The following is a 17,941-nucleotide window of genomic DNA, read 5'->3' as shown; positions in this document are numbered from 1 at the left end:
GTTGGAGCTCAGGACGCCGAAGAGCGCCAATGAAGCGAGAGTCGTCGAATACGAACGTCGGACGGAAGACATCGCTGCTCCTTCTCGAAATGCGAGAGAGAGAAAAAGGGGAGATGGGGAATGGAGAACGAGGCTGCGACGCGCGCGCGTCGTGACGCGGAGCGCGTCGAAGCGTCGAGTGGCGAGAGCAAGCGGGGCTGGGGCCCCGCGCGCAGTGTTCGGGGTGGGGGGCCCCGATCCGGCTTTGCCGGTCGGGGGGAGGGGTCTTCCAAGACCCCTCCCGAAAACTCAGCTCAGGGCGCGCATTGGGGGATCCAGGCGAGCGGCGTCGCGGTGCTGCGCGAGTCGATCTGCATCACGAGCACGATCTCGGTCGCTTCGGTGCCCTGCGTGGTGATCCCGTCTCCGAGCGCGCCGTCGCGCAGCGACGTCAGGCCCTGGAAGTCGATCTCCATGCTGCCGAACGGCGAGAGCCCGACCGCGCCCTCGGGGAGCTCGGCGGCGCCCGACGTGATCGCGCGCTGCACGAACGTCGAGAGCGCGCCGGTGTACGAGCCGTAGAGCACCGGGACCTGGAACTGCTGCCAGATCGCGTTGCCCAGCGTGTACGTGACCGGCCCCGAGGTCTCGGCGAAGGGCTGCGTCACCGACGCACGTCCGGTCAGGAAGCGCCGCTCGTCGTTGAGATCGTCGGTGTCGGTCACGCCGCCGGGGCGCACCACGAAGAGCGCCATGCGCTGGATGACCGGCACCGCCTCGGTGCACGCGAGCAGACCGCCCGCGCCGCCGAACCGCGTGTAGATGTCCTCGGGACGGATCGTGATCGCGCCGGTCGAGAGCGACTGCACGTCGGACCACAGCGACGCGCTGCGCTGCTCGTCGGCCTTCGGCAGGCTCGAGATCGGCGTGAACGGATCGGCGACGACGTCGGGCCGCACGAAGCTCACCGCGATGAGCGGGCGCTGCGCCGTCTCCTTGTAGCCCGGGCTCGCGGCATCGAACCGCGAGAGCGTCGCGTCGAGCACCGCGCCCACGTCCGAGGCGAGATCGAGCGTGCTGGTGGAGGGGCCCGCCGAGAGCAGCGGCTCCGCGGCCTCGGCGATGTCGAGCTCGTCGAGCACCTCCGGGTACCAGAGGTCGAGCACGGGATAGAGATAGCGACGCGACTGCGATGCGAGCTCGCGCGCCGAGTCGCGCAGTTGCTCACCGCCGAGGTTGCGCAGCGTCCACGTGGGCACGAGCTGCGTCAGCCGGCCGTGGTGCTCGACCAGGACGCGCTCCTGTCGGAGATCCGCGACCTCGAGGGACATCGCGTCGATCTCGCGATCGAGCGCGGCGATCTGCACCGCGCGCTCGAGACGCACGATCTCGCGATCGAGGAACGCCTCGAAGAGGCCGGTGAGCGACGCCGGCAGCGTCGCGTACTCGCGACCGGAGCGCGTCTGGAGGTCGAGGATCGCCTCGCTCCGCACCGCACCGAGCTGCGACGGAAGGATCGAGCCCTGCGCGACGAGCAGCGGCTCGAGCGTGCGGATCTCGGCGAGCGTCTCGCTCATCTGCGTGATGACGGCGTTCGCGAGCGTCGTCTCGCTCTCGAACCGGCGCACGTCGACGGTGAGCGTGTGCGTCGTGTCCTCGCGGTTGCCGCAGTCGACGTCGTTCGCGATCACGTAGAGGTCGGCGGCCGACGAGACGAGGATCTGCGTGAAGGGCGCGCGCACGACGTGCACGTCACGGATCGCGGCTTCGTCGCGCGCGGTCTCGACCACGAGCAGGCTGCCCACCGGGAGCCGAGGGAACGGCGTGTTCGAGAGGCGCAGGCCCGACGCGAACTGCGACGACCACGTCGTGCTGCTCTCGGACGAGTGGCCGCGCGTCGTCTCGCGCCCCCAGCTCCAGCTCGCGTCGACGTACGCGCACGCCTGCGCGGACATCCCGAAGCCCTTCTCGACCGCGCTGCCGCCGTAGCAGACCTCACCGCGCACGCCGACCGTGACGTTCCCCGCCGACGAGGTCTGGAACGCCGCGCTGCGCGCCTCGGTGCGCCCGTTGTTGATCACGAGCGAGAAGCCCTCGGGCCCGGTGGTGATCCCCGTGACGTCGAGGTCCTGCGCGCCCCCTTCGTCGCCGCGCACCCGGGTGTCGCGCAGCGCGCAGGTCGGGGCCCACTGACCATTCGGAGCGAGCATCACGACCTCTCCCGCCTCCGCGGCGATCGTGCTCACCGAGTGAGCGTCGAGGTCGACCGCGCCCCAGGTCCAACGCGCCGCGGTGCCATCGAGCGCGAGGCGCGTCGTGTCGCCGACCTGCACGAGCTGCCCCGAGTCGAACGTGCCCGAGATCCCGGTGAGCGCGGCGCCGAGATCGCCGTAGCGCACGTCCTCCGCGGATGCGCTCGCCTGCAGGCCCGCGATGTCCTGGGTCGCGAGATCGATGTCGCGCGTCAGTCGATCGATGCGCGCGTCGATGCGCGCGAGCGACTGCTCGTTGCCCACCTGATCGGCGACGCCGCCCACGATCGTCGTGAGGTCCTGGCGGTAGTCGCGCCTGCTGTCCTCGAGGCGGCCCATCGCGGTCCGCATCGTCGTCATCACCGTGTCGCGCTGGCGATCGTTCACGCCGGCGTAGAGCGTCCGGCGATCGACCGGATCGAGGAGCCCGATCGACGCGAACGACGCACTACGACGCTCTGCGAGCAGCACGATGCGTGCGATCGACACCGCCTCGGGCGCGACGTCGCTCGTCGACTCGACATCGGCGAGCGGCAGCGCGAGCCCCGCGTCGCGCATCGCGGTCGCGAAGTCCGCGTGCTGTCCGCGCATCGCGGCGAACGCCGTGCGCCAGCCGTCGAGGGTCTCGGCCGTCGGGAGCGCGCCGAGCTCCGCGCCCAGCGTCGGCTCGTGATCGAGCGCTGCGATGACCGCGAAGAAGCGCGCGAGCCGGGTCGGGCTTTCGCGCTCTTCGCAGTGCGCGAACTGACACGCGAAGTCGTGGAACGTCGCGAGGTCCGACAGGCGCTCGTCGAGGCCGGTCAGCGCGTCCGCCGTGACCATCAGCAGCATCGCACCGCGGATCGGCGCGCGGTTCACGGTGATCGCGGGCGCGACGGTGACGCCCTCGACCACCACCGCGGGCAGCGACGCCACGCGCGTGTGCGCCGCGACCAGCACCTCGCGATCGAGCGCGAACGCGCGATCCGAGACGGTCACCAGCGCGGTCTCGAGGGGTCCACCGCCGGTCAGCGGGTCCAGCACGTCGCGTCGCGCCATGCCGATGCGCCAGAACCGACCGAGCATCTCGCTGCGGATGCCGCTCTGCTCGACGCGCAGCGCGTCGGTCGGACCGTCGGCGGCGTAGCTCGTGCGCATCGCCGTGTCCCAGCGATCCATCAGATAGAGCTGGCGCTCGAAGGTGCCGAGCCCGGCGATCGGGTGCTCGATCAGCGAGAGCGCGCGCGCAGCGATCGTCGTCGTGCTCTCGCGCAGCGAGGTGCGCGCCGCGGCCGCGCCGCAGTCTGCGGGCATCGTGCTCGCACGCTCGAGCGCGTCGGCGCAGCTCGCGAGCTCGAGCGCGTCGACGCTCGCGGGCACGTGGCCCATCGCGAGACGGCTGCAGCGGAGCAGCGCGCCGCGCACGTCGGCGGACGTCGTGTCGGTGCAGCGGGTCGGCACGATCGCCGGCGGCGCGGTGCCGCACGCGAGCGGAGCGCCCGCGTGATCGCGATAGAGCGTCCGCGCGAACGCGCGCTGCTCCTCGGTGAGCGCCTCACCGCGCAGCTCGTAGAGCTGCCGCAGGTTGCGCGCATAGGTCGAGCGCGCCGCGGTGCGGGTGTCCCACGAGGTCCGCAGCCGGGCGTACTTCGCGCGCACCTCGGTGGCGGTGCCCATCGGCAGCGTGTCCGCGCTCGTGCAGAACGATCCGTGCGCGCCCGTCGCGCTCCACGCGCCGTTGCGATCGCTCAGGAACAGCGAGGCGCGCGAGAGGCCCGAGGCCGACCACCGGCGCGTGCCGTCGGGCCCGCAGTCCTCGTGCTGGACGCGGCACACGGGGTACTCGAGATCGACCGCGCAGCCGCACGCGGCGTCCTTGCGGGAGCGCGCCCGCGGGTACTCGACGGTGCCCGTGCACTCGATCTCGGCGGTGCGATTCGCCTGCGTCGCCTGGCGCACCACGCGGTACTGCGACGTGGAGGTCACGAGCGCGCGCTTGTCCGCGGGCACGGCGTTGCGACGCGCGGTGACGCGCTCGCCGACGTGCGCGCGGCACGCCGAATTCGCCTCGGCGCTGTCGATCAGGCACATCCAGCGATCGAGCTCGGCCTCGCGCCAGCACTGCGCGCCGACCGTCCGACGCGCCGGGGCGACCGTCTCGGTCGTCATCGTGTGGCCGAACTCCCAGCGCGCGCACGTCGAGTACTGCGGCTCGCCGTCGCGACCATCCGGACAGATCTGGGCACCGCACGACGAGTGCGACATCGAGCAGAACGCCCAGCGCTCGTACTCCCACGGCCCGCGACAGACCGCAGAGGTCGACGAGGGCGTCGTGATGCTCGAGGGCCCGCACTCCGGCGCGGCCGGGGTGTCGGCGCCTTCGGTCGAGAGCGCGAACGTCGCGGGCTCGACCTCGCGATCGGATGGAAGCGCTTCTCCTGCGGCGCACGCGCCGAGGACGAAGAGCAGTGGAGTGAACAGCGGAGCGAACTGCGGGCGCATGGATCCTCGCGTGGTTGGCGGCTCGTCCGAGCCCACGCGATTCACGCGTCGGGCGTCGGCGGCGGCGCGCCTGAGCACTCGTGGTGCCAGCGGCCATCACGCGCGAAAACGCTGCGATTCGTCGCGAATTTCGCCCTTTGTCCGCGCAATCATCCGCGCCGCGCGCCCACCGTGCGCAGCGGACGGCGCCCGTGGGCCGCCCATCCGCGGGTGTGCGTCTTCGGTGTGCGCGCCTCGATCACTCCGCCGCGAGCGCGTCGGCCTGGCGCGCGGCGTCGGCGAAGCGGCGCACGACGTCGCCCGCCGGCTCGACGCGCTCGATGCCGTCGACGCTCTTGCCCGCCTGGAAGTACTGCTGGTAGCCGCTGCCCTCGAGCGACGCGCGCTTGAGCTGCCACACCGAGCGCATCGTGTAGAAGGTGCGCATCCAGTGCTTGCCCTTGGGATGACGCAGCAACCGCTTGCCGAGCCAGCCCGCCTTCGTGCCCACCGCCTTCACGTACGGCGTCTCGATCACCGCGACCGGCACGCCGCTGATCTTCTCGGTCAGCACGACCTGCTCCGCGTGGGCGCGAACGATCGCGTCCTTGTAGTCCGCGTGCGCGCGGCACTCCTCGGTCGCGATGAAGCGCGTGCCCATCTGCACGCCGGCGTAGCCGAGCCCGAGCATGCGCGTGAACGCGCGCTCGTCGCCGACGCCGCCCGCGCACACCACCGGCTTGCCGAGCGGCGCGAGCTCCTCGAGCAGCTTCTCCGGCGTCTGGTCGCCCGCGTGCCCGCCCGCGCGCGCGTTCACCGCGATGAACCCGTCGACGCCGCCCTCGAGCGCGCGCTCCGCCCACTTGCGGCTCGTCACGTCGTGATAGACGGTGCCGCCCACCGCGTGGACCTTCTCGACGACCCAGCGCGGATTGCCCAGCGCCGTCACGAAGAAGCGCACGCCTTCCTCGAGCGCGATGTCGATCCAGCGGCGCATCCGGTCCTCGTAGACCTTCGACGACTTCTCCACGATCGCGTTGAAGCCGATCGGTTTCTTGGTCATCCGACCAATCAACCGCAGGCCCTCGCGCAGCTCGTGCCCGTGCACGAACGACATCGAGATCGGCTGCACGATGCCCATGCCGCCGGCGTCGCTCACCGCGGCGATCAGCTCGGGGTTGGAGCACGGGTACATCGCTCCGCAGAGGAGCGGCACTTCGATTCCCACGGCACGGGTGAGCGGCGTCTCGAGCGATCGCGTCGTCGTCATGGACGCGCGGTGTAGCACCGAGACGCCGCCTTTGCCGCAGTGCGTCATCGCCGGTCGCGCGTCTTCCTCTCGCTCACCAGCTCGCCCGCCACGCCCCAGTTGTCGGTCGCGACCTCGTCGATCACGACGAACGTCAGCTTCGGGTCCTTGCCGAGCACGCGCTGCAGCAGCTCGGTCGAGCCGCGCACCAGCTCGGCCTTCTGCTCGCGCGTGACGCCCTCGTCGGTCACCTGGATCAGCACGTACGGCATCACGACCCCACGTGGGTGAAGAGCTTGTGCACGATCGACCAGCGACCCTCGTGCTTCGCGAGCGAGAGCACGTCGGCGTAGTCGAAGCCCAGCATCGCGACGCTCGCGCGCACCACCGCGACGTCGCCGATCACGTCGATCGCGATCACGCGCATCGCGCGCGCGTCGCCGAGCGACTCCGGCGATCGTCGATGCGCGACCGCCGCGAGGTACTCGTCGAGCCCGCGCTCCGAGCGCTCGCCGCGCACCACGCCGGTCAGGCGCGCGCGCTCGTGGAAGACGCGCCGCAGCCGATTCGTGTCACCGTGGAACAAACCCTCGAAGTACGTCTCGACCAGCGCACGGATGTCGTCGCGGTCGTCCATCACCAGCGCCCCGCGCTCATGCCGCCGTCGACCGGCAGGACCACGCCCGTGGTGAACGTCGCGCTCGCGAGGTGCAGCACCGCCTCCGCGATCTCGTCCGCGCTCGCGATGCGCCCGAGGGGCTGCAGCGTGCGCAGGAAGTCGTGCATCTCCGGCGCGTAGAGCGGCGTGTCGACGATCCCCGGCGCGACCGCCGAGACCAGGATCTTCTTCGGCGCGAGCTCGAGCGCGAGCGCCTTCGTCGCGGCGTGGAGCCCGCCCTTGATCAGGATCGGCAGCGCCGCGGGCACGTTCGCGAGCGGCTGCAGCGCGATGCTCGCGGTGACGTTCACGACGTGCCCGCCGCCGTGCGCCGTCATGTGCTGCGCCGCGCGCTTCGTCGCGTGCACGAATCCGCGCAGGTTGGTGTCGATCAGCGCGTCGAGATCGGCGTCGGTGTACTCGGTGATCGCCTTCGATCGGAAGATGCCCGCGTTGTTCACGAGCACCTCGACGCGACCGAAGCGCGACTCCGCGACGTCGAAGATCCGCGCCGACGTCGCGGGATCCGCGATGTCGCCCGCGACCGGCACGAAGCGCTCGCCGGCATCGAGGGTGCGCGCCGCGGCCTCGAGCCGCGCCTGATCGCGCCCGTTGCCCACGACGCGATCGCCGCGCCGCAGGAACGCGCGCGCGACCGCGAGACCGATGCCGCTCGATGCGCCGGTGACCACGGCGGTGATGGGAGTGTGTCTCGACATGATGTCCTCTCTCTGCAGCGATCCGTGCGCTGCACGAGAGCGAACCTGGTCGTCGCGGCGCGTCGACGGTATGGCTCGGGCCGTACATCATTCGTTCCACGACGTCATGAATCGCAAGCTCGACGACGTGATGCTGGGCACCATCGAGCTCTTCTGCCTCGCGGCGGAGCTCGGCTCGTTCACCGCCGCGGCGAACCGCGCGGGCGTGACGCCCGCCGCCGTGAGCCGCTCGATCTCGCGCCTCGAGGAGCGCCTCGGCGTGCGCCTCTTCGTGCGCACCACGCGACGGATCCGGCTCACCGACGCGGGCGTCACGTACGCGCAGAGCTCCCGTCGCGCGCTCTCGCAGCTCGCCGACGCCGAGCGCGACGTCAGCGGCCGGCAGAGCGCGCCCGCCGGGCTCGTGCGCGTCAGCGTGCCCACGACCTACGGCCATCATCGCCTGCTGCCGCGGCTGCCCGCGTTCCGCGCCCGGTATCCCGCCGTGCGCGTCGACATCCACCTCAGCAATCGCAACGTCGCGTTCGTGCACGAGGACTACGACGTCGCGATCCGCGTGCGCGCGCAGCGCGACTCGTCGCTCGTGTCGCGCAAGCTCGAGGACGCGGAGCTCGTGCTGGTCGCGTCTCCGGCGTACCTCGCGCGCGCCGGCACGCCGCGCACCGTCGACGACCTCCACCAGCACGAGTGCATCCAGTTCGAGCTCCCGAGCACCGGGCGCCACATCCCGTGGCCGGTGCGCATCGACGGCGCCGACGTCGAGGTCGAGACGCGCGGCAGCTACGCGTGCTCGGACGACGTGCTCGGCGGCGTCACGCTCGCGCTCGCGGGCGCCGGCATCTTCCAGACCTATCGCTTCGTCGTGGAGCAGCCGCTCGCCGAGGGACGTCTCGTCGAGGTGCTCCCCGCGCTCCGCGGGCCCTCACGACCGTTCAACCTGCTCTATCCGCACGGGCGTCGTCTGCCCACGCGGGTGCGCGCGTTCATCGACTTCCTGCTCGAGGATCGTCGCGACTCGTGACCGCGGACGCGGTGCGTACATACCCGCACCGTGATCCTCGACCCCGCTCCCGGAAGCGACGACGAGCGCCTGCGCTTCGCGCAGCTGCAGAGCCGCCTCGGACCGATGTTCCGCGACGTGTTCAGCCACCCCGCGGCGCCGCGCACGATCGTCGTCGTGCCGAGCATGAGCCTCGACCCCGACGTGCTCGCGAAGATCGCCGGCGCAGCGCACTACGAGGAGCGCCAGCTCGGGATGCTCATGTTCCTGCGCCTGCCGCGCACGCGCATCGTCTACGTGACGAGCCAGCCGATCGCGCCGGTGATCATCGACTACTACCTGAACCTCCTCGGCGGCGTGCCCGCGAGCCACGCGCGCAAGCGCCTCGTGATGCTCTCCGCGTACGACGGCTCGCTGCGCGCGCTCACCGACAAGATCCTCGAGCGGCCGCGCCTGCTCGCGCGCGTCCGCGAGGCGATCGGCGATCCGAAGCTCGCGCACCTCTCGTGCTTCAACACGACGCATCGCGAGCGCACGCTCGCGGTGCAGCTCGGCGTGCCGCTCTACGGGTGCGATCCCGCGCTCTCTCAGCTCGGCAGCAAGTCGGGCTCGCGCACGCTCTTCCGCGAGGCCGGTGTGCCGCACCCGAAGGGCTACGAGAGCCTGCGCGACGTGCACGACGTCGCGGCGGCGATCGCGGCGATGCGGCGCGACGAGCCCTTGCTCCGCCGCGTCGTGGTGAAGCTCGAGGAAGGATTCTCCGGCGAAGGGAACGCGATCCTCGATCTCGACGAGGCACCGAGCGAGCTCGGCACGATCGAGCACTGGCTGCGCGACGCGCTGATCCAGAAGCTGCGCTGCGAGGCCGCGGGCGAGACGCCCGAGACGTACTTCGCGAAGTTCGCCGCGATGGGCGGCATCGTCGAGGCGTGGATCGAGGGGGACGTGAAGCGCTCGCCCTCGGTGCAGCTGCGCGTGACGCCGACCGCCGAGCTCGAGCTGATCTCGACCCACGATCAAGTGCTCGGCGGACCGAGCGGCCAGGTGTTCCTCGGCAGCACGTTCCCCGCGGACGGCGCGTACCGCGCGGCGCTGCACGAGGCAGGTCGGCGCATCGGCGAGGTGCTTCGCGCGCGCGGCGTGCTCGGGCGCTTCGGCGTCGACTTCGTTGCTGTGTGGCGGGAAGGGTCTTGGGATCTCGCCGCGATCGAGATCAACCTGCGCAAGGGCGGCACGACGCTGCCGTTCCAGATGCTGCAGTTCCTGACCGACGGGCGATACGACCAGGCGAGCGGCGAGTTCGTCACGCCGCTCGGTCAGCCGCGCTGTTACTACGCGACCGACAACCTCGTGCGCCCCGAGTACCGTCGCTTCATCCCCGAGGATCTCGTCGACGTGCTCGTCGAGAACGGCCTCCACTTCGACGAGACCACCCAGGAAGGCGTGGTGTTCAACCTGATCGGCGCGCTCTCCGAGCACGGCAAGCTCGGCCTCGTGTGCATCGCGCGCGACCACGAGGGCGCGCTCGCGCTCTACGAGCGCACGATGCACATCCTCGACGCCGAAGCGTCGAGGAGCCCGTCCGAGATCCTCACGGCGTGACGGTCGCGTTCAGCGTGAACTCGCCGTACTCGCCGCTCCAGAACGAGTCGACGATCACGTAGTACGTGCCCGCGGTCGTCGCGGTGTGCGTGAGCGTCTCCGCCATCGCGCGCTCCCTCGCGTCCACACCCGCGATGCACGAGCTCGTCGCATCGCACACGCTCGCCGCGCCCGGTCCGCGCAGCGAGAGCGCGAGGTTGTGCTCGCTCGGGGTCGCGGTGACGGTCAGCGTCTGTCCCGCGGTGAGCGCGATCGAGTACACGACGTCGGGGCCCCGCTGCTCCGAGGTCACGCACGGCGTCGCGGCGGCGTACTGCGGGAGCGCGCCCAGCGTGTTGCCGGTGACCGGCGTGCCCGGCGTGAGCGGGATCGCGGCCGCGCAGGTGTCGTTCGCGGGGATCGGCTCGCACGCGCTGCCGTCGACGCAGGTCTCGTCGTCGCCGCAGCCGCGCACCGCGCGCGTCTCGTCGTAGCAGTCGGGATCGAACACGCCGCACGCGCAGTCGCAGTACGTGCCGTCCTCGTAGCGATCGCCGCTGCAGGTCCAGTCGAGCGGATATCGCGGCGAGCAGAAGCCCTCGGGCGGCCAGCCCGCGGTGATCGTGTAGCAGCGCTCGAACGCGGCCACGTCGCAGTCGGTGTCCTCGTCGCAGGTGGGCTTGCACTCGCGATCGTTGCGGTCGTGGATGTCGCACACGCCGCGCACGAACCCGCCCTCGTCGATCGCGCAGAAGCCCGCGCCCTCGGCGCAGGTCTCGCCGACGTCGGCCTCGGGATCCCAGTCCTCCAGCTCCGAGACGCACACGTCGACGTTGTTCGGGCCGAACGAGCACACGCCGACGTCGCACGCGTCGCCGGTCGCGCGATCGCAGGCCTCCTTGCACGCGCCGTCGATGCGCAGGATCTCCTGGTTCGGCACGCCGACGCAGACCTCGCCCGGGAAGCAGCCCTCGATCGGCAGGTCCTCGTAGCAGTCGGGATCGATCGGGCCGCACCCGCAGTCGCAGGTCTCGCCGTCGTGCCAGGACTCCGTCGCGCAGGTCCAGCCCTCGGGCGCGAAGGTGCGATCGAACTCCACGTCCTCGACGACCAGGCAGCGCCCGTCGGGCACCGGCACCGACATCAGCGTCGGACCCTCGATCGTCACCTCGATCAGCCGCGCGCCGGTGAGCGAGCCCGCGAGCCGCATCTCGAAGGGATCCGAGGTGAGCTCGAGCGTGCCCTCGGTGACGAAGAAGCCGCGCGATCGATCGGTGCCGTGCCACGCCTGCACGCAGTGCGCGCAGCTCTCGTGGTTCGAGTCGGGACCGGTGCTCACGTCGAACGTGCCGACGTACTCGGTCTCGTAGCGATAGAACTGGATCGACAGGTCGTACACGTCGCCGTCGACCTCGGGGACGAGCCGCGCGAGGTAGCCGATCGACACGTCGTCGAGCCCCTCGAGCGTCCACGTCGTCGCGCGCACCGCGATGCAGCCGTCGGGGTCACCGGCGTCGCCGTTGCCTCCAGCGTCGCTCCCGCCGCCGTCGATCGAGGCGTCGTTCGTGCCCGCGTCGGTGTCGGCCGTCGCGTCGTCGTCACCGCAGGCCGTCGAGAGGACGGCCAGCGCGCCCAGGAAGGAGAGTGTCGAGGCTCGCATGGTCCAGAACGCATTGGGGCCATGCCGGCGCATCCGTCACGACGATCTGCCGTTCCGAGGGCCTTTGTGTGATGATGGGGCCCGCTGCATGTTCCTGAAATCGCGCTGGCGCTCGGAGCGCTTGGGGTGCGAAGCCACGCTGGCTCGCTGGGGTCACTACGGACAACCGGTGCTCGTCTTCCCCACCGCGGGGGGCGACGCCGAGGAGATCGAGCGCTGGCAATTGGTCCGCGCGCTCGAGCCGCTGATCACCGCCGGCAAGATCAAGGTCTACTCGTGCGACTCGGTCGCCGGCCGCGTGTGGTTCGGGAAGGAGGGCACTCCCGAGCACCGCATGTGGATGATGAACCAGTACCACCAATACGTGAAACACGAGGTGGTCCCGGCGATCCGCATGGACTGCAAGAGCGACGACGTGCCGATCTGGGCGGCGGGCGCGTCGATCGGCGCGTTCCACTCGGTCGCCGCGGTGTGCCGGTTCCCCGACCTGTTCCACCGCGCGATCGCGATGAGCGGCACCTACAACCTGATGCGCTTCATCGAAGCGCAGCAATTCACCGAGCACTACTTCGTCAGCTCGCCGCTGCAATTCGTGCCGACGCTCGAGGGCCTGCACCTCGACGTGCTGAAGCAGCGATTCCTCCTGCTCGCGACGGGCGCGGGGCGCGCCGAGAACGTCGGAGAGAGCTGGGCGATGGCGAACGTGCTCGGCGCCAAGGGCATCCCGAATCGCGTCGAGGACTGGGGCCCCGACTGGCACCACGACTGGCCCACGTGGCGCGTGATGCTGCCGAAATATCTCCGTGAGTGGGTGGGGGAATGAACGAGACGCGCACGCACAAGAAGGTCGAGGGCGAGCTCGAGGGCGAGGCGCGGCGGCAGTTCACACGCGCGCTCCTCACCGATCTCCGCGCGCTCGAGCGCATGCTCGAGTCGAACGCGTTCGAGACCGGCGTGCCGCGCATCGGCGCGGAGCAGGAGCTCTTCCTCGTCGATCGCAGCTATCACCCCGCGGCCGGCGCGATGAAGGTGATGGAGCGCATCGACGATCCACACTTCACGACCGAGCTCGGCCTCTTCAACCTCGAGATGAACGCGGACCCCCAGCCCTTCGCGGGCGACGGGCTCGCGAAGATGGAAGCGCAGCTCGTGCACCTCTTCGAGAAGGTGCGCGGCGTGACCGATCAGCTCGACATGATGCCGGTGCTGATCGGCATCCTCCCGACGATCCGCAAGAACGATCTCGGCATCGAGAACATGGTGCCGAGCCCGCGTTATCTCGCGCTCAACCGCGCGATGACCGCGGCGCGCGGCGACGCGTACGACTTCGCGATCAAGGGCATCGACGAGCTCATCGTCAAGCACGACTCGGTCATGGTCGAGGCGTGCAACGCGAGCTTCCAGGTGCACCTGCAGGTGGACCCGAAGGACTTCGCGCGGCTCTACAACATCGCGCAGGTGCTCGCGGCGCCGGCGCTCTCGGTCGCGACGAATTCGCCGGTGCTCTTCGGTCGCCGGCTCTGGGCCGAGACGCGCATCGCGCTCTTCGAGCAGGCGGTCGACACGCGCCACAAGGGCCATCACCTGCGCGAGGCGCAGGCGCGCGTGAACTTCGGAAAGCGCTGGGTCCGCAGCAGCATCCTCGAGATCTACAAGGAGGACATCGCGCGCTTCCGGACGCTCGTCGGCACCGATCTCGACGAGAACGCGCTCGAGACGTTCGAGCGCGGCGAGGTCCCGCAGCTCAAGGCGCTGCGCCTGCACAACGGCACCGTCTATCGGTGGAACCGCGCGTGTTACGGCATCGGGCCGAACGGCAAGCCCCACCTGCGCATCGAGCTGCGCGTGCTGCCCTCGGGCCCGAGCATCCCCGACGAGATCGCGACGGCCGCGTTCTGGCTCGGCCTGATGAGCGAGCTCGGCGCGCAGGAGGAGGACATCACGCAGCGCATGGAGTTCGATCATGCGCACGCGAACCTCTACGCCGCGGCGCAGAACGGGCTCGGCGCGCGCTTCACCTGGCTCGACGGAGAAGAAGTGCTCGCGCAGCCGCTGGTGCTCGATCGACTGCTCCCGATGGCGAGCGACGGCCTGAAGCGCGCGGGCGTCAACGCGGAGGACGCGTCGCGTTATCTCGGCATCATCGAGCAGCGCGTGCGCACGATGCGCACCGGCGCGCGCTGGATCATGCAGTCGCTCGGCGAGATGAAGCAGCGCGGATCGAGCGGCGAGCGCTTCACCGCGATCGTCGCGGCGACGGTCGCGCGGCAGAAGACGGGGCGCACGGTCGCGGAGTGGGAGCGCGCGCGCCTCGACGAGATCGGCAGCGCGAAGACGAGCTACCACCGCGTCTCGCAGTACATGACGACCGACATCTTCACCGTGCAGGCCGACGACGCGGTGGAGCTGGTCGCGGACCTCATGGGCTGGGAGCGGATCCGCCACGTGCCGGTCGAGGACGGCAAGGGACGCCTCGTCGGGCTCGTCAGCTATCGCGCGGTGCTGCGCTACTTCAACGAGCGCGAGAAGGAAGGCGTGCGCGCCGACAGCGCATCCACGCCGGTGAGCGACATCATGCGTCGCGACGTGATCACGGTGACGCCCGACACGCCGACGCTCGAGGCGATCGCGCTGATGCGTCGTTATCGCATCGGGTGCCTGCCGGTGGTGCAGGACGGGCACCTGGTCGCGGTGCTGAGCGAAGAGGACTTCATGGGCATCGCCGCCCAGCTCCTCGAAGAGAAGCTGGGCGGGTAGGCCACCTCAGGGCTCGCAGGCGCCCGCGTAGCCCTGCGCGAGCACGCTCGCGGCGCCCGGCTCGCCGGCGCGCAGCCACGCGACCGCGTGACGCACGGTCGCGCCGGTGCCCGCGGTGACGAGCTGCGCGTCCAGGATGTCCTCGCCCTCCGGCGCGCTCTCGACGACCAGCGCGCGACCGCCGCCCGGCGCGTCCCACGGCGCGCGCGAGGGACGAAGCGCGCGCATCACGAGCTGATCGCCGCCCGCGCGCTCCTCGACCGAGAGCAGCAGCGGCATCGAGCCGCTGCTCAGCGCGACGCGCACCACGTCGACCGACTCGGCGTCGGTGCGCACGTCCGCGGAGTCGCCCATCGGCATGCAGTCGTAGCCCTCGCAGTGCACCGGCACGACGCGGATCAGCGCGCCCACGCCGTACGCCATCAGGTAGTCGTCGGCGTCGACCGCCGCGAAGTCGGCGTCGGTGGTGCGCCCCGGCGTGTCGATGAAGCTCGGCCACGTCATGTCGTGGATCCAGAAGATCTGCCGCGCGCGGTCGGCCGAGGAGAGCGACACCAGCGCGTTCGCGTGGGCGACGTGCGTGACGTCTTCGCGGGTGACCTGCTCGATCGTCTGGCGCTCCTGTTCGTTGCCGTAGCCCGACTCCACCGAGATGAGCCCGGCGGTCGTGTCCGAGATCCAGCGCGTGACGAAGATCCCACCGAAGGTGCCCGTGCTCGTGATGGGCACGATCGGACCGAGCATCGTGGTCGCCATCGTCGGCCGGCAGTCGTACACGGAGACATCGGGCTCGCCGCCGTCGTACCAGCGGAGGAACTGCCAGTAGGTGCGGTCGGCGCGCGGGCCGAGGTACGAGAGCGTCATCGTGCCGGCGCCGCCGTCGGCGAACGCGCCGCCGAGCACGCGATCGTAGGGCTCGGTCCCGCCGCAGAGCTGGCCGCCGGCGGCGGCGATCGTGTGGGTCTCGACGGTCGGGCTCCCGAGCTCGAAGCGGTGCCACGAGCTCGTGGCGCCCGCGGCGCCCTGGAACGCGGCGACGTGTACGTACGGCGGACCGGTGTCGCGGGTGCCGAACGCGAGCGCGACCTGCGGGCGCAGCGCGGCGTCGTCGCGCAGCGTGCGCGCGGCGGCGTCGGGCGTCGCGCAGAACTGGCAGCGCTGGCTCACGCACTGCACGAGCCCGGGCGCGCCGCACTCGGCCGACGTGGTGCACTCGGGCGGCGGCGGGGGCCCGGCGTCGCTGCCCGCATCCGCTTCGCCCGCATCGGTCGGCGGCTCGTCCGCCGCGTCGATCGCCGCGTCACGAGGACCACCATCGATCTCGCCACCGCCGACGTGATCGTCGGCGCTGAACAAGAGCCCGCACCCCGGCAGCGCCGCGAGCGCGATCATCATCACCACGCGCTTCACAGCGCACCTCCGATCTGCACGCCCGCGACGCTCGGTCCGATCATCGGCGCGATCGCGACCGGTGCCTGCTCGGTCGTCGCGAGGTCGATCGCGAGCAGCGTTCCTCCTGCGGCCGCGAGCACGAGGCCGATCGCGAGCGTGACGTCCGCGGTCGTCGTCAGCGTGCGCAGCGTGGACACGTCGTCCTCGGTGCAGGTGCGGCCCGCGTTCTCGCCGCACGAGTCGGCGAGCGACGAGTCCTCGGCCGCCGCGAGCCCGCCGGTGATCGCGAACGCGAGCAGCGACGCCCCACCGGCCGCGAGCCCGCCGATCCCGATCATGCCGAGCGTACCGATGCCTTCTTCCGGCGGTGCGACCGGCGTCGCCTCGCGCTCGCGCGCCGCGCGCGCTTCTTCCTCGCGTGCGAGCTCCGCCGCGCGCGCTCGCAGGTTGGCGATGCGCGTCTCGAAGTTCGCGCGGGCCTCGTCGTCGAGCTCGGGCGACGCAGCCACGAACGCCTCGAGGCGATCCGCGGCGTCACCGGGGCGTCCGAGCCGCTCGAGCGTGAGATAGATGTTGTAGAGCAGCTGCGTGCGATGGCTCAGCTCGTACGCGGCCTCGAACTCGCGCAGCGCGGCGTCGTACTCGCCGCGCTCGAAGTAGAGCCGACCGGACTCGAAGTGCGTGCGCGCTTGCTCGTCGGAGGGGGTCTGCGCGCGTGCAGACGTCGCGAACGTCGCGATCACCAGCGCGACGAGGCCCGAGATCACCAGGCGAAGCATCGCGGAGGTGTCTCACGAAGCCTCGCGACGTTCAAACTCGACGCACATCCCACGAATTCACGTCCTTCGCGCACCGCAACCTGCGGAATTCGTTGATGTTCGTCGACGTCACCGAACGGAGCAGTCGATGTCTCCTGGGTCAGGAGCCGATCGCTCCTGGGCCAGGAGCCGATGTCTCCTGGGTCAGGAGCCGGTGGCTCCTGGCCCGGTGGGCCACGTCACGTCGGTCACGTGACGATCGCGCCCGAGCCGGTAGGCTGCCTCGACCTCGATGGACACCCCGAGCCCCCACTCGTCCTCGGCTCCGCTCGCGGCGCGCGAGATCGGGCGCGTCCGGGGCGACCACCCAGGCCCCACGCTGATCTGCGTCGGCGGCATCCACGGCAACGAGCCCGCGGGGACGATCGCGAGCCATCGGGTGCTGGAGCGGCTCGACGCGCCCTCGCTGCGGGGCGAGCTCGTCGCGTTCGCCGGCAACCTCGCGTCGCTGCGCCTGCGGCGTCGGTTCCAGGCGAAGGATCTCAATCGCCTGTGGACGCCGGTGCGGGTGCGCGAGCTGCACGCGCGTCCCGATCGCATCGGTGACGACCCCGAGGACCTCGAGCAGCGCGAGCTCCTCGAGGTGATCGAGGATGCGATCCTGCGCGCGCGCGGCCCCGTCTACTTCATGGATCTGCACACGACGAGCGCGGCGGGCATCCCGTTCGTGCTCTTCGGCGACACGCTCCCCCAGCGCGCGTTCGCGCGCGCGTTCCCGCTGCCGATCATCCTCGGGCTCGAGGAGCAGGTCGACGGCGTGATGAGCGAGTACTTCACGCACCACGGCTGCATCACGCTGACGATCGAGGGCGGTCAGCACGACGACCCGGCGTCGATCGACAACCTCGAGGCGGCGATCTGGGTCGCGCTCGAGACCGCGCGGCTGATCGACGCACGTGACTTCGCGCGCGAGCGCGAGCGCAGCCACGCGCTGCTCCACTCGCGCCGCGGGCACCTGCCGCGCGTGATGGAGGTGATCGAGCGCCACGCGATCACGCCCGCCGACGAGTTCGTGATGACGCCCGGCTTCGCGAACCTCGAGCGCGTGCGGCGCGGACAGCTGCTCGCGCGCGATCGACGCGGCGAGATCCGGGCGCGCTCGGACGGGCTGGTGATCCTCCCGCTCTATCAAGGGCTCGGCGACGACGGGTTCTTCTGGGGACGCGAGGTGAGCGAGGCGCGGCTCGTCGCGAGCGAGCTGCTGCGTCGCGCGCATCTCGATCGCGCACTGCCGCTCCTGCCCGGCGTGCGGCGCGATCCCGCGCATCGCGACCGACTGATCGTCGACACCCGCGTGGCGCGCGCGTACCCGCTCGACGTGTTCCACGCGTTCGGATACCGGCGCATCCGACAGCGCGGAAGTCAGTTGACCGTGGGTCGACAGCCTGGCTGAAATCATCCGCGAGTTTCGCTTCC

General features: G+C 70.9%; 13 protein-coding genes. 5 read left to right on the top strand and 8 right to left on the bottom strand.

What is annotated here, in order from left to right; genetic code table 11:
* Window positions 1–293: 293 nt before the first annotated feature.
* From I5071_RS29205 to I5071_RS29185, 5 genes are all read right to left on the bottom strand, one after another.
* Window positions 294–4,712: a hypothetical protein gene (locus I5071_RS29205; protein WP_236516507.1), complete on the bottom strand. Its 4,419-nt coding sequence runs from the start codon at window positions 4,710–4,712 to the stop codon at window positions 294–296.
* A gap of 238 nt (window positions 4,713–4,950) precedes the next feature.
* Entirely contained in the window at window positions 4,951–5,961 is a 1,011-nt protein-coding gene (locus tag I5071_RS29200; RefSeq protein WP_236516502.1) for an NAD(P)H-dependent flavin oxidoreductase, read from the bottom strand.
* A gap of 44 nt (window positions 5,962–6,005) precedes the next feature.
* Window positions 6,006–6,212 carry a tautomerase family protein gene (locus I5071_RS29195; protein WP_236516501.1) on the bottom strand — a complete coding sequence of 69 codons (207 nt, stop codon included), beginning with the start codon at window positions 6,210–6,212 and terminating at the stop codon, window positions 6,006–6,008.
* A complete protein-coding gene (locus tag I5071_RS29190; protein WP_236516499.1) occupies window positions 6,212–6,577 on the bottom strand; it encodes a nuclear transport factor 2 family protein in 366 nt (121 codons plus the stop codon). The genes I5071_RS29195 and I5071_RS29190 overlap by 1 nt, the downstream gene beginning before the upstream one ends.
* Complete coding sequence (locus I5071_RS29185; RefSeq protein ID WP_236516497.1) at window positions 6,577–7,317, bottom strand: SDR family NAD(P)-dependent oxidoreductase; 741 nt, start codon at window positions 7,315–7,317, stop codon at window positions 6,577–6,579. The genes I5071_RS29190 and I5071_RS29185 overlap by 1 nt, the downstream gene beginning before the upstream one ends.
* Window positions 7,318–7,423: 106 nt before the next feature.
* Between I5071_RS29185 and I5071_RS29180 the strand changes: the two genes are divergently transcribed.
* Together I5071_RS29180 and I5071_RS29175 are read left to right on the top strand one after the other, a co-directional pair.
* Window positions 7,424–8,338 carry a LysR family transcriptional regulator gene (locus I5071_RS29180; protein ID WP_236516496.1) on the top strand — a complete coding sequence of 305 codons (915 nt, stop codon included), beginning with the start codon at window positions 7,424–7,426 and terminating at the stop codon, window positions 8,336–8,338.
* 30 nt (window positions 8,339–8,368) lie between these two features.
* Window positions 8,369–9,919, top strand: coding sequence for a peptide ligase PGM1-related protein (locus I5071_RS29175; protein WP_236516494.1), 1,551 nt, complete (start codon window positions 8,369–8,371; stop codon window positions 9,917–9,919).
* Here I5071_RS29175 and I5071_RS29170 read toward each other — a convergent pair.
* Window positions 9,909–11,558, bottom strand: coding sequence for a PPC domain-containing protein (locus tag I5071_RS29170; RefSeq protein ID WP_236516493.1), 1,650 nt, complete (start codon window positions 11,556–11,558; stop codon window positions 9,909–9,911). The genes I5071_RS29175 and I5071_RS29170 overlap by 11 nt on opposite strands.
* Window positions 11,559–11,727: 169 nt before the next feature.
* Between I5071_RS29170 and I5071_RS29165 the strand changes: the two genes are divergently transcribed.
* A complete protein-coding gene (locus I5071_RS29165; RefSeq protein WP_236516491.1) occupies window positions 11,728–12,381 on the top strand; it encodes an esterase family protein in 654 nt (217 codons plus the stop codon).
* Entirely contained in the window at window positions 12,378–14,315 is a 1,938-nt protein-coding gene (locus tag I5071_RS29160) for a CBS domain-containing protein (protein ID WP_236516489.1), read from the top strand. The genes I5071_RS29165 and I5071_RS29160 overlap by 4 nt, the downstream gene beginning before the upstream one ends.
* A gap of 6 nt (window positions 14,316–14,321) precedes the next feature.
* Here the strand turns inward: I5071_RS29160 and I5071_RS29155 are convergent, their stop codons facing one another.
* Complete coding sequence (locus tag I5071_RS29155; protein ID WP_236516487.1) at window positions 14,322–15,725, bottom strand: hypothetical protein; 1,404 nt, start codon at window positions 15,723–15,725, stop codon at window positions 14,322–14,324.
* A complete protein-coding gene (locus I5071_RS29150; protein ID WP_236516486.1) occupies window positions 15,722–16,486 on the bottom strand; it encodes a hypothetical protein in 765 nt (254 codons plus the stop codon). Before I5071_RS29150 ends, I5071_RS29155 begins: the two co-directional genes overlap by 4 nt.
* Before the next feature lie 271 nt (window positions 16,487–16,757).
* Between I5071_RS29150 and I5071_RS29145 the strand changes: the two genes are divergently transcribed.
* A complete protein-coding gene (locus tag I5071_RS29145) occupies window positions 16,758–17,918 on the top strand; it encodes a succinylglutamate desuccinylase/aspartoacylase family protein (RefSeq protein WP_236516485.1) in 1,161 nt (386 codons plus the stop codon).
* Window positions 17,919–17,941 lie beyond the last annotated feature (23 nt).

This window comes from Sandaracinus amylolyticus (assembly GCF_021631985.1).
In the GTDB taxonomy this organism is placed as follows: domain Bacteria; phylum Myxococcota_A; class Polyangia; order Polyangiales; family Sandaracinaceae; genus Sandaracinus; species Sandaracinus amylolyticus_A.
The sequence above is the reverse complement of the archived record's forward strand: the minus strand, read 5'-3'. Positions and strand labels throughout refer to the sequence as shown.

Coding starts and splice junctions, on each gene's coding strand:
- I5071_RS29185 (WP_236516497.1), bottom strand. CDS start 7,317: ATGTCGAGACACACTCCCATCACCGCCGTGGTCACCGGCGCATCGAGC.
- I5071_RS29180 (WP_236516496.1), top strand. CDS start 7,424: ATGAATCGCAAGCTCGACGACGTGATGCTGGGCACCATCGAGCTCTTC.
- I5071_RS29150 (WP_236516486.1), bottom strand. CDS start 16,486: ATGCTTCGCCTGGTGATCTCGGGCCTCGTCGCGCTGGTGATCGCGACG.
- I5071_RS29190 (WP_236516499.1), bottom strand. CDS start 6,577: ATGGACGACCGCGACGACATCCGTGCGCTGGTCGAGACGTACTTCGAG.
- I5071_RS29205 (WP_236516507.1), bottom strand. CDS start 4,712: ATGCGCCCGCAGTTCGCTCCGCTGTTCACTCCACTGCTCTTCGTCCTC.
- I5071_RS29160 (WP_236516489.1), top strand. CDS start 12,378: ATGAACGAGACGCGCACGCACAAGAAGGTCGAGGGCGAGCTCGAGGGC.
- I5071_RS29170 (WP_236516493.1), bottom strand. CDS start 11,558: ATGCGAGCCTCGACACTCTCCTTCCTGGGCGCGCTGGCCGTCCTCTCG.
- I5071_RS29200 (WP_236516502.1), bottom strand. CDS start 5,961: ATGACGACGACGCGATCGCTCGAGACGCCGCTCACCCGTGCCGTGGGA.
- I5071_RS29195 (WP_236516501.1), bottom strand. CDS start 6,212: ATGCCGTACGTGCTGATCCAGGTGACCGACGAGGGCGTCACGCGCGAG.
- I5071_RS29145 (WP_236516485.1), top strand. CDS start 16,758: ATGGACACCCCGAGCCCCCACTCGTCCTCGGCTCCGCTCGCGGCGCGC.